The sequence below is a fragment of the Shewanella sp. ECSMB14102 genome (assembly GCF_000813075.1).
Classification (GTDB): Bacteria; Pseudomonadota; Gammaproteobacteria; order Enterobacterales; family Shewanellaceae; genus Shewanella; species Shewanella indica.
In genome coordinates, this window is sequence record NZ_JWGX01000006.1 from 88,283 (window position 1) to 100,521 (window position 12,239).

Consider the following 12,239-nt stretch of genomic DNA (forward strand, 5'->3'; position numbering starts at 1 on the left):
TCACAGTGACCTCTCAATAGCTGCAGTCAATTCAGTTTATAAGACCCAGGCAGGCAAAGAAAAATTTCCTGCTGGAATAATTCCTGCAACTCCATTGGCTGAACCTTGACTGACAAGAGGTACAAAATGGGCAACTCTTAGCCATTTATCCTGAGTCTACACGCCCTAGCCCTTGAAGGCCCTGACTCATTCTGCGACTCTATTCGGGTTTTCCGCTCCTCTTTTTTGCACTCAAGGGACATGATATGGACTTGGCCACTACAATTTCCGCGCCTCAACTCATTGCCGCCGCGGCCCTATTACTGCTGGGTATCTTGCTTGGCGCCCTCTTTAATCAGCGCATGACCCGCGGCCGTTGGCAACAGATTAAAGACCAGTTAGTGCTGCAACATGAACAAAGATGCAGCGAACTCAACGAACAACTTGGCAGCAGCCAGGAAAAAGCCGAATGGCTGGTGTCCCAACTCGGTAAAGCAGAAGCCATTGCCGAGCGGGTGCCCGACCTTGAACAGCAACTCAAGGATGCTCAGCGCAAGCAGTTGGAAACTCAGTTAAACCTGTCAAAGTCCAATGCCATGCAGCAGACAATCAGCGCTCGCTTCGACGCCGAGCAACAGGCGCTCAACGATAAAATCGAACTGCTTGAGCGCAGTGAAGCCCGCTTAAAAGAGCAGTTTGAAAATCTCGCCAACAAGATTTTTGAAGACAGAAGTGAAAGACTAAAATCCCAAAACCTATCGCAGCTCGATGGTGTTCTCGGACCACTGAAACAACAACTTGAAGGTTTCAGAAGGCAAATTCATGAATCCTACTCACAGGAGCAGAGTGAACGTTCATCATTGAAACACCAACTGGAAGATCTCAAGCAGCTCAACCTGCGCATGAGTCAGGATGCGGTCAATCTCACCAAAGCGCTCAAGGGCGACAACAAACAGCAAGGCAACTGGGGCGAAGTGATCCTGGAGCGGGTACTGCAGGAAAGTGGTCTCAGACAAGGACATGAGTATGACGTGCAGCAGGATCTGAAAAATGATGCCGGCAAGCGCTTTAAACCCGATGTCATAGTCCACCTGCCGGCCAATAAGGATGTGGTAATAGATGCCAAAATGTCACTGCTGGCCTATGAGCGCTACTACAATGCCGAAACCGATGAAGAGCGCTCCCTGGCGCTGCGTGAACATATCAACTCTATTCGCGGCCATATCAAAGGCCTGAGCCAAAAGGACTACCAGCAACTGCACGGCATCAAGAGCCTGGATTATGTATTGATGTTTATTCCGGTGGAACCCGCCTTCCTGCTGGCACTGGAACAAGAGCCGCAGCTGGTGAATTTCGCGCTCGAAAACAACATCATGCTCGTCAGCCCAACCAATCTTTTGGTAGCACTGCGCACCATCAATAACATCTGGCGCTACGAATACCAAAACCAACACGCCCAAAGGATCGCCAAGCAAGCCGGTAAAATTTACGATAAACTCTGTGGCTATCTGGAAGATATGGACAAACTCGGGCGCGCGCTGGACAATGCAGAGAAGTGTTTCAACGGCGCCATGAATAAACTGGCTACCGGCAGGGGTAACCTTGTCCGCCAGGCTCACCAGATGCAACAGTTGGGCGTTGAAACCAGTAAACAACTGGATAAACAATTACTTGAAAAGGCGATGACAGAAACGCCCTTGCCAATAGGCAAGGAGGTTAATGCCATAGAAAATACAGAGAAGGACGGCGAACTAACCTCCTGAATTCAGCCTCTCAAGTGAAACAGGCCATCAACAAGGAGTTTTAGATGCGCAAAGCCTTGACCCGAATAGCCCTCGCCGGCAGCGTTGCCTTGAGTGCAGTGACAATATCCACCCCTTGGATACTGTTTCCCGGGATAAGCCATGCGGCCAAGGCGCCTACCTCTTTGGAACAACAACGCCAAAATTACCTAAAGGCCAGAGAGGCGCTGGATAAAGGCCAACTTGACGAGTATCGCAAGCTCAGGGCCCAACTCAAGGATTACCCGCTCAATATCTATCTGGATTTTCACGCCGAACTGGATGACATAATGGCGCTTGCAGGCCCAGAGGCACAAAAGGCAATAGACAAATTTGAGCATTCGCCCCTGCATGGCAGCGCTCGTCACAGGTATCTGCTGCGAGCCGGCGGCGACAAACGCTGGCAGGATTTTCTGGCCATTTCCCCGGAACTGCCCAGAGCCACTGAGCTGCAATGTTACTTTTACCGGGCCCAGCTTGGCCAAGGGAATAAACAGCTAGCCTGGGACGGTGCCCGTCAACTCTGGCTCTATGGTCGCTCCCGTCCCAAGGAGTGCGATCCCCTGTTCAATGCCTGGAGCAAGGCCGGGCACCGCACTCAAGAGTTGATCTGGTCGCGGATGATGCTGGCCTTTGACGCCGGACAAAGCGGTCTGCTGCAGTATCTGGGACGCAAAGTTACCCAACATCAGAATCAGGCCAAAATGCTGCAGGCGGTCTATAAAGATCCCAACCGCCTCAGGCACATGAATCAGTTTGATGGCGATGCCCCCATCTACAGTGATATCGTTTCTGCCGGACTAAAGCGCCTGGCCCGTAGAGATCTGCGTCAGGCGGTGCGTTTGTACGTCAAGTATGAAAAGGCCGGCAGATTCAGCGACTTCCAGGGGCGGCAACTAAACCGTTATCTGGTCAGGCGAGCGCTTATCGTCGAGGACGAGGGGCTGAGAGATCATATCGACACCATGCTGCCGCTGCTCAAGGCTGACGATCTGACCGAGCGCCGTTTGCGCTGGGCGATTGCCGAGCAAAATGATGCCGATATCCGCCGTTTTCTCCCCTTACTTAGCGATCAAGGCCGCAACGATGCGCGCTGGCGCTACTGGCACCTGAGGGTCAATGGCCGGGACGATGCTATGCTCGAAGCACTCAGCCAAGAGCGCAATTTTTATGGTTTCTGGGCCGCAGCCGAGTTAGGCCTAGCCCCCAACCTGGCACATGTGCCGACTCAACCCCAGGCGCAAATGCAGGCAAGACTCGCTGATGACAAGGCGCTTGCCCGGGTATCTGAACTGCTGGCACTGGATAAACTGGTCGATGCCAGAATCGAATGGAGCCAAATGCTCGCCCGCCACAACAAACAGATGCGCGCCCAGTATGGGGTCTATGCTCAGCAGCAAGGATGGGACGCGTTGGCGGTTGAAGCCAGTATTCAGGCCAAGCTCTGGAATGATATGGAGATGCGTTTTCCCTATGCTGCCGATAATTTCTTTACCCAAGCCGGTAAAGAGTTCAAGGTCAATGTCAACGAAATTCGCGCTATATCTCGCCGCGAAAGCGCCTTCTACCCCTATGCAACTTCTTCAGTGGGTGCCAGAGGTCTGATGCAATTGATGCCGGCCACCGCCAAGCAAACCGCAAAAGAGTTTAAATTGACATTCAATGGCAATCGCAGTCTGTACAACCCGGCCATCAATGTGCCGCTGGGCAGCGCCTACTACACCAAGCTGCTGGCACAGTTCGACAACAACCGGGTACTGGCCGTTGCCGCTTACAATGCCGGACCTCACAGGGTAAAGCGTTGGCTAAAGCAGAGCGACGGCAAACTGGATGTGATGAGTTTTATCGAAACCATCCCCTTCAGCGAAACCCGCGCCTATGTACAGGCGGTGTTCACCTATCGGCAGATTTATGAGCTGCGTCAACAGCAAGCTCTGCCACAGTTCAGTGAAACAGAACTGGGCCGCCGCTATTGAGGCGGCGGTGAATTGGCACTGAGTCAAATTCCCAACGCTTTGATATTAAAGAGCTTGTTCCTAGACGTATTTTTCAGCGCTCGATGCTTTAATGGGGTAAATTGACTTGTTATCTTGGCACCATAATGGGAATAATTAGCATTCATTTAGCTAACTCCGTTGATAACTGCATGGATCTTTCCCCTCCGCGGCACATTGCCTGTGAATATCAGCCGCTTGTCTGTCCCCGAACTTTGGCCATTCAGGGTTATGAAGCCCTGGCCCGCTTTTACGATCACCAAGGCGCCTCCTTGGCACCTAATCTTGTATTCGACTGGCTGCATAAAGACAGCCGTGCTCTGGCAGCGGTAGAGTTGCAGGCCAAATTATTGCAACTCAGTCAAGCGCCCAAGACCCCCAGACTCAACGTCAACCTGGATCCTCACGCGCTGGACAGCGCCAATTGTCAATGCATGATGCAGGCGCTGGACAAATATCAGCAGCAAACCGGAGGCTTAACTGTGGAGTTGATAGAAAACACCTGTGTCAACGATGCCGACAAGGCACAAACATTACTCAAAGAGCTGCACCGGCGCGGAATTACCGTAGCCCTTGATGATGTCGGCGCCCCCCATGCCATGGTATCACTGCAACTGCTGACCGCCGTAGACTGCATCAAGCTCGACCGTCACTGGCTCAGTGCCATCCAGGTACCACTCATGGCTAAGCTTCTGGAAAACTTGCTTAATTTTGCCAAGTCCTGCCAAAAAATAACTATACTCGAAGGAATCGAAACCGAGCAGCAGCTGTCTCAGGCACTGGCGTTGGATGTGGATTTGGTGCAAGGTTTCTACTTCAGACCTCAGTTCATCCAAACCGAGCCGGAACTGATTTCAGTGACCATCTAACAAGGAAGCCAATGTGTCCAGGAGCCAGATAATCCAGGTACTGCAGCAACTCGAGCAAGTTTTGATAGGCAAGCCCAGGGTAATACGACTGGCGCTGGCCTGCATTCTGGCTCGCGGCCACCTGCTGATTGAAGATCTACCGGGTATGGGCAAAACCAGTTTGTCCCATGCACTGGCGCAAACCTTAGGCCTGAGTTATCAGCGGGTACAGTTTACCAGCGACATGCTGCCGGCGGATATTCTCGGGGTTTCCATCTTTGATAAGCAGCAATCTGAGTTTGTATTCCACCCCGGCCCTATCTTCAAACAGATGGTGCTGGCCGACGAAATCAACCGTGCCAGCCCCAAAACCCAGAGTGCCTTACTCGAGGCGATGGCAGAGCGACAGATCACAATCGATGGTATAACCCACAGACTGCCGCATCCTTTTTTCGTGGTCGCCACCCAGAACCCCACCGATCAATCAGGCACCTTTCCACTGCCGGAATCCCAGCTGGACCGCTTTATGATGCGCCTCTCCATTGGTTATCCCAGCCAGGATGCCGAGTTGGCCATGCTCAAAGGACAGGAACGCAACCAACCCCTGCCCCAGTGTTTGAGCGCGCTCGAGCTGGATCAACTGCAGCAGGAGTGCGAACAGGTGGCGGCTTCCGATGCCCTGCTTAACTATATTCTGGCACTGGTGGAAGCTTCCCGCAGCCAAAACGAAGGCTATGGCCTTTCCCCCAGAGCCACCAAGGCGCTGCTGGCGGCAGCCAAAGCCTGGGCCTGTATCCAGGGGCGTCAATATCTGGTGCCCGAAGATGTGCAAGCTGTGTTTGGCGCCGTTGCCGAGCACCGCCTGCGACATTCGAGCCAACTTCAGGGCGAGCAGTTATCGACCAGGTTACTCGGCACCATCAATCCCATTCGGTGACGGCGAGATGGCCTCTGTGACCGCCCTGTTCTCTGCCTGGCTCAACCGCTGGTTGTCACGGCGTATTCCCGCCGCCAAAGAGCAACGTTTGAGTCACAGAAGCATCTTTATTCTTCCCAGCGGCTTCGGCGTTATCTGGCTGGCGCTGGTGCTACTGCTGTTTCTGTTCGGCACCAACTATCAAAACAACCTGGTGATCGGCCTGGCCATAGTATTGGCCAGCGTGTTTCACACCTGCATCATTCACAGTTACCGCAACTTAGCGGGACTGAGACTCAGTGCCCGTAAGCCTCCCCAAGCCTACGCCGGCGACAGTCTCTCCTTCCCTGTGACCGTCAGCGCCGACAGAAGCCTGTTTCGGCTCGGTTTCAGCTACCCGGGAGAGCGGCAAGTCTTTGTCTCCCGTGTCGATAACCAGGAGCAGACGGCTTTGGTGCCCATGCAGCCAAGGCCCAGAGGCCTTTGGCATCCAGGTAGGCTCAAGGTGGAGTCCTGCTACCCTCTGGGGCTCTGCCGTGCCTGGTCTCATCTGGATCTCGACACCCGTCAATGGGTGTTTCCAACGCCCGTGGTCAGCACGCCTAAACTGGGGCGCAGTGAACACGCCCCCGGATCCCAAGACAGTGGCGAGTGGCTCAGCGGCGTCGATGAATACGCCGGGCTTAAAAGCTATGTCCCAGGCGAATCGCTCAAACAGGTGGCCTGGAAACAGTGGGCTCAGGGCCGAGGCATGCTCAGCAAGGAGTTTGCCGAGCCTCAGGGGCCGCCTTTGTGGCTGGAGCTTGATAGCAAATTAACCGGCGATGAGTTGGAACAGCGCCTGGGTGAGCTGAGCTATCAGGTCAATCAATTGGCCCATTCCGGCCAAACCTGGGGGCTTAAGTTAGCGGGCAGAACCATAGCGCCTTCTCAAGGCGAAGCTCAGCGTCAGGAGTGCCTCAAAGCCCTGGCACTCTATCCGGCCAAGGCTGAAGGTACCGGCCGATGAAAGCCGCTCGCTTGCAAACCGCGCTCAAGGAGTCCTCGGAGGAGATCATCGCCCGCCGCACCTTGCTTTGGCTGCTGATCACCAATCTGGCAGTGCTGGCGCCGCTTGCAGGCAAAATTACCCTGGGAACCCTGGGGATCTGCGCCATCTGTTTTATCTGGCGCTTGGGGATCTATCTTGGCAAGGTCGCCAGGCCCCCCAGAGTGCTGGTGACTGTGCTGGCCATTGCTGCGGCGCTGACGCTGGCGCTGGTGAGTCGCGAACTTGGCCTGCTCAATGCCTTGGTCAACTTGTTGATCCTCGGCTATTCCCTTAAATATATCGAAATGCGCAGTCGCCGCGATGTCAAAGCCGTGGTACTGGTGGGCTACTTTCTTATCGCCCTCACCTTTATCGACCATCAGCAGATGCTCGACGCCCTGCAACTCTCGCTGGTGGCGGCGCTCAACACTTGTGTGTTGGCAAGCCTCTACCACGAACAGGCTTCGTTCAATCGCCAGATCAAGCTAACCCTGGTGCTGCTGGCACAGAGTCTGCCACTGGCGCTACTGCTTTTTGTGGTGCTGCCGCGTTTCAGCCCGCTTTGGATGGTGCCGCAGATGAAAAGCAGTACCACAGGGCTGTCCGATGAACTTAGCTTTGGAGATATCTCGCGCCTGACCAAGTCCAACGAGCTGGCATTTCGCGCCAGTTTCAAGGGCCAGATACCGGCTCCCGAAGACAGGTATTGGCGCGCACTGGTATTGGAGGAATATGACGGCAAACGCTGGCAGCAGTCGCGGGGGATAAAGGCGCTGCAGCAAGACAGCTTTATCATAAATCGCCGCCCCGAACCCGGCGCCCCCAAAGGGCCTTTTATCGATTACAGCATCATAGCCGAGCCGAGCGGCCAGCATTGGCTGTTCGGCTTGGATCTCGCCTACAGCATGGATCCGCGCCTGGTGAATCTGCCGGACTTTCGCCTCTATGCCATAAGGCCGGTAGAACAAAGGTTGCAATACCGGGTGATGAGCTATCCGAATGCCCCCCTGGATAACCGCTTAAGAGCGCCGCTGCGGCAGCTCAACCTGAATCTCCCCGATGAAATCAACCCCCGCAGCCGCAAACTTGCCGCCGATTTTGCCCGCCGTTACCCGCAAACCGAGCAGCGCTTGACGGCCATGATGCAGTATTTCAACAGTCAGCCCTTTTTCTACACCTTGACGCCCCCGCCGGTGGGACCGCAGCAACTGGACGACTTTTTGTTTGAAAATCGCGCCGGTTTCTGCGTTCACTACGCCTCGGCATTCACCTTCATGGCCAGAGCCACCGGCTTGCCCGCCCGCATTGTCACCGGTTATCAGGGCGGCGAATACAACCCGCAGGCCGGTTACCTCAGCGTGTATCAATATATGGCCCACGCCTGGAGTGAGGTCTATCTCGAAGGCAAAGGCTGGGTACGTTACGACCCCACCGCCATGATAGCGCCCGAACGAATTGAGCAGGGTTTCGACTCCCTGTTCAGCCCGGAAGAAAGCTACCTTTCCGACCGTTCTTTTGCCGGGGTGCGGGCCAGCAACTGGTACAACAGCCTGAGACTCAGGCTCGCCAGCCTGGATTACTACTGGAGCGTCTGGGTGCTGGGTTTTGACAACGAGCGCCAGCAAGAAGTGCTCTCCAAACTGCTGGGGGAAGTGAGTATCGGCCGTCTGGCAACCTTGGTACTCGGGGTGATGGCTCTCACCTTTATCGTCATTTTGTTCACTACTGGCCTGCTGCGGCTTAAAAGAGGCCCGGACAGCATCAACCGTCACTATCTCAAGGTATGCCGCCAGGCTGCCAGGCTCGGGCTGCCAAGGCCAGCCTCCCTGGGGCCTGTGGATTACGCTGCGGCGCTGGCCGCACGCTGGCCGGCGCTGACAGAGGAGATCGAAAACTGGACCTCACTCTATATTCAGCTTAAGTATCAAGGCGCTTCCAAGGAGTCGGCGAGACTTAAACGCCGCTTTATCCGCCAGTCCCGCGCTTTGTGGTTCAAACTGCTGAAACAAGATTTGCAACCCGATAAATCAAGCACCTAGAATAGAGCACCAAAGCAATAAACGGCCCAAAGCCAGGTAACCCTGCTGCCTATGTTTACTCTTATCCAGTCCAACAAGATGGAATTGCTGTCGGCCACCCTGGCAGACCGGCTTCGCGAAGGCGTGCCCGGCATGTCGCCGCTGAGCTGCGAGCAAATTCTGGTGCAAAGCCCCGGCATGTCCACCTGGCTCCGCCTGGAGCTGGCGCGCCACAATGGTGTGGCGGCGGCGCAGGAGTTTCCGCTGCCGTCCAGCTTTATCTGGCAGCTCTGTTATCTGCTGCTCGATGACGTGCCCAAGGAAAACCCCTTTACCAAGGCGGCGATGACCTGGAAACTGATGGCGCTGTTGCCCTCCCTTCTGGATAGAGACAATTTTGCACCGCTCAGACATTATCTGGGCGACGATGTTGAGCTCAAACTGTTTCAACTCAGCGGCCGTATCGCCGATATTTTCGATCAATATCTGGTATACCGTCCGGAATGGATCCTCGGCTGGGAGCAAAATGAATCCCCGCTGGAGATAGCGCCGCAGCACGCCTGGCAACCCGAACTTTGGCGCGAGTTGGTACGTTACAACAATCAGGAGTTGCAACAGAGCCATTACCACAGGGCCAATCTGCACCAGGCGCTGATCGAAACGCTGACAGGCGGCAGCGATCATGCCTTGGAAGGCCTGCCGCCCAGGTTGTTCGTGTTCGGGATCTCCTCGATGGCGCCGCAAACCCTGGATGTACTCTATGCGCTCGCCAGTCGCATCGAGGTAGTGATGCTGAGCCTCAGCCCCTGTCGTCACTACTGGGGCGATATCATAGAGCCCAGGGCGCGGGCGCGAATGGCGCTGGCTTTTGAGGGCAAGAAACAGTTGCCCGAACTCTGGGAAGACAAGCTGGAAGTGGGCAACCCCATTTTGGCCAATAATGGCCGTCTCGGCCGGGAGCTGCTGGATATGGTGCTGGAGCTGCCACCCGAGCGGCTGGAACTGGAAGAGCTGTTTCACCCAGGCAACACAAATACCCTGCTCGGCGGCATTCAAAATGACATTCTGGAGATGGAAACCTTAGGCGAGCCCCTTGGACCGGATGTCAGCAAATACCTGAATATCGCCCGGCGCAGGCCCTTGGCCGCCACCGACGACTCCATCACCCTGCGAAGCTGTCACAGCCCGCTGCGGGAAGTGGAAACCTTGCACGATCATCTGCTGCATCGCCTGCGCAGCGATCCTTCGCTTGCCGCCAAGGACATCATGGTGATGCTGCCCGATGTGGCCGCCTACGCCCCCTATATCGATGCGGTGTTTTCCGCCAAGAGCGGCGATCATTTCATCCCCTATGCCATAGCCGATCGCGGCGCGGCCCAGGAATCCCCTTTAATTGCCGGTTTTCTCAACCTGCTGGCGCTGGACAAGAGCCGCTTTGGCCTGACAGACATCATCAGTATTCTCGAAGTGCCCGCTGTGCTGGCCCGCTTCGGTATAGCCCAGGAGGAGCTGGAGCAGCTCAAGGGCTGGCTCAAGGCCGCCGGTATTCGCTGGGGCCGCGACAGTCACAACCGTGAAGAGCTGGGCTTGCCCGGGTTTGACAAACACTCCTGGGCCTTTGGGATCCGTCGCATGCTGCTGGGCTATGCCCTGGGCGATGATGCCGAGCTGTATCAGGGCGATCTGCCACTGGCCGGTATTGAAGGTCAGTCGGCGCAGGCGCTCGGCAAGCTGTTGAATTTTATCGAAGCGCTCGATGACTTCAGGGAAGAGCTCAAGCAGCAAACCCCGCCTGATGAGCGGGTGGCGCAGCTTAACGCCCTGCTCGATGCCTTTTATCTGGCCCAGGAGGACGATGCCAGGGAAGAGATCAACGACATTCGCCAGGCCATAGACAGATTCGCCGAGGAGCTGCGACTGTCGGGTTTTAGCGGGGTATTGCCGCTGACAGTGGTTTGGCAATGGTTCAACTCAACCTTGAGTGAGTCCAGGGTCGGTCAGCGTTATCTCGCCGGCAGCGTCAACTTCTGTACCCTGATGCCGATGCGCTCCATCCCCTTCCGCCAGGTGTGTTTGCTGGGGATGAACGATGGCGTCTACCCCAGGGTGCAACATCCTGTGGGATTCGATCTCACCGCCCATGAAAAGCCAAGACGCGGCGATCGCTCAAGACGCCTGGATGACAGATACCTGTTTCTCGAAGCCTTGCTGTCGGCCCGGGATCAGCTCTATATCAGTTACATAGGCCACAGCGAGCGCGATAACAGTGAGCGTATTCCCTCCATGCTGGTATCGGAATTGCTGGAATACATTCAGCTGTGTTACCGCCCGGACGAGGCGCAATTTACGCCGCCCGCAGTGCCCACAGATGCCGATGAGATAGCCGCCCTTGGCGATCTGGCGGCCGATGCGCTGATGCAGCGCCTCATCATTCAGCAGCCGTTGCAACCCTTTGATGCCCGGCTCTACAGTAACAGCGAGCTGCCCGGCAGTTTTGCAACCCAGTGGTGCCCGCGGGAGATGTTTGCCGCCCAAAGCCCGGCGCCTTTTATTGAGCATCAGCTGGGCGAGGAAACCGGCCTCAAGGAGCCGGAGCTTGAACTCTCGGCGCTGATCCGCTTTTTCCGCAACCCGGCGCAGTATTTCTGCCAGCGGGTGCTGCAGCTGGACTTGAGGCTGGATATCGACAGTCAGGACAATGATGAGCCGTTTGAGCTCAGCGCCCTGCAACGCTATCAGCTGCAGCTGCTGATGATGCAGGATGCGCTGGAAGACGAACGCGGAGAGCTGGATGAAACCCTGCTCGACAAGCTCAAGGCCGAAGGTCTGCTGCCGATGGCGCCGTTTGACGATCTGCTGCTGGATCAATACCGCCGCGATATCGCCCCGGCGGTGGAGCGCACCCGTTTTCTTCGCGCCGAATTGCCCAAGCCGGATGCCGTTGAAATAGCGCTCAAGCTTGAGGTCAATGGCCGCGAGCTGTTGCTCTGTGGCCGCATCGATGACTGCTATCCCAAGGGCCTGGTCAACTTAAGGCCGGGTACCACCAAGCCCAAGGATCTGTTGAGCCTCTATATTCGCCATCTGTGCCTCAATGCCAGCGGCATTCACAGGCACAGCTATCTACTGGATGCCGGTCACTTCCACGCCATGGCGCCGCTCAAGGCCGAGTCCGCCAAGACCCTGCTGGGTCAGTTGGCCGCCTTGTTTGAGCTCGGGCAACATAGGCCGCTGCCCTTTATGGCGCAAACCTCCCTGGCGTACTTCAGCGCCGAGGTAGAAGATGGATTGCCCATTGACACTGAACATCAGCTGCGGCTTGCTGAGGCCGAGAGCGCCTGGTTGGATGATGCCGGGTTCGGTGACGGCCAGGATCCCCATAACGCCCGCCTGTTCCGCTTTCCGGAAGACTTTGGTTTAACCCTTGATGACAGCGCCTATGCTGGCTCGGCGACGGATTTTGGGCGCAAAGCCTGTGAAGATGAGTTGAGTGAAGATGAGTTTACCCTGAGCAACATGAGTGCGGGGTTGCCAGGCGGTTGGCAACTCAGACTCCAGCAGAGCCTGAGTTTCCCGGCGTTGGCCCAGGGGATTTTGGCGCCGCTTATCAGCCTTTACCACAAAGACAAACTGGCCGCCCTGGCCGATTTTACCCAGATGGGGCAGGAATAAT

General features: G+C 56.0%; 7 protein-coding genes. All 7 read left to right on the forward strand.

The features are described from left to right. Positions 1–245: 245 nt before the first annotated feature. The 7 genes from rmuC to recC all read left to right on the forward strand — a co-directional run bounded on the left by rmuC (position 246) and on the right by recC (position 12,238). The gene (rmuC, locus tag RC73_RS03125) at positions 246–1,742 is read left to right on the forward strand and encodes a DNA recombination protein RmuC (protein WP_039033265.1); all 1,497 of its coding nucleotides are present in this window, start codon (positions 246–248) and stop codon (positions 1,740–1,742) included. Between the two features lie 44 nt (positions 1,743–1,786). Beyond that, positions 1,787–3,736, forward strand: coding sequence for a transglycosylase SLT domain-containing protein (locus RC73_RS03130; protein WP_039033266.1), 1,950 nt, complete (start codon positions 1,787–1,789; stop codon positions 3,734–3,736). 170 nt (positions 3,737–3,906) lie between these two features. Next, the gene (locus tag RC73_RS03135) at positions 3,907–4,623 is read left to right on the forward strand and encodes an EAL domain-containing protein (RefSeq protein WP_039033267.1); all 717 of its coding nucleotides are present in this window, start codon (positions 3,907–3,909) and stop codon (positions 4,621–4,623) included. Positions 4,624–4,636: 13 nt separating this feature from the next. Beyond that, complete coding sequence (locus RC73_RS03140; protein ID WP_039033268.1) at positions 4,637–5,539, forward strand: AAA family ATPase; 903 nt, start codon at positions 4,637–4,639, stop codon at positions 5,537–5,539. Further along, positions 5,427–6,527 carry a DUF58 domain-containing protein gene (locus RC73_RS03145; protein WP_235369952.1) on the forward strand — a complete coding sequence of 367 codons (1,101 nt, stop codon included), beginning with the start codon at positions 5,427–5,429 and terminating at the stop codon, positions 6,525–6,527. The genes RC73_RS03140 and RC73_RS03145 overlap by 113 nt, the downstream gene beginning before the upstream one ends. Beyond that, positions 6,524–8,587 carry a transglutaminase TgpA family protein gene (locus RC73_RS03150; protein ID WP_052247962.1) on the forward strand — a complete coding sequence of 688 codons (2,064 nt, stop codon included), beginning with the start codon at positions 6,524–6,526 and terminating at the stop codon, positions 8,585–8,587. Before RC73_RS03145 ends, RC73_RS03150 begins: the two co-directional genes overlap by 4 nt. 51 nt (positions 8,588–8,638) lie before the next feature. Beyond that, positions 8,639–12,238 (forward strand): exodeoxyribonuclease V subunit gamma, encoded by a 3,600-nt coding sequence (gene recC, locus RC73_RS03155; RefSeq protein WP_039033269.1) that lies wholly within the window; start codon positions 8,639–8,641, stop codon positions 12,236–12,238. Position 12,239 lies beyond the last annotated feature (1 nt).

Bases quoted from the DNA above. Each gene is read 5' to 3' on its own strand.
- RC73_RS03135 (WP_039033267.1), top strand. From the start codon at position 3,907: ATGGATCTTTCCCCTCCGCGGCACATTGCCTGTGAATATCAGCCGCTT.
- rmuC (WP_039033265.1), top strand. From the start codon at position 246: ATGGACTTGGCCACTACAATTTCCGCGCCTCAACTCATTGCCGCCGCG.
- RC73_RS03145 (WP_235369952.1), top strand. From the start codon at position 5,427: ATGTGCAAGCTGTGTTTGGCGCCGTTGCCGAGCACCGCCTGCGACATT.
- recC (WP_039033269.1), top strand. From the start codon at position 8,639: ATGTTTACTCTTATCCAGTCCAACAAGATGGAATTGCTGTCGGCCACC.
- RC73_RS03130 (WP_039033266.1), top strand. From the start codon at position 1,787: ATGCGCAAAGCCTTGACCCGAATAGCCCTCGCCGGCAGCGTTGCCTTG.
- RC73_RS03150 (WP_052247962.1), top strand. From the start codon at position 6,524: ATGAAAGCCGCTCGCTTGCAAACCGCGCTCAAGGAGTCCTCGGAGGAG.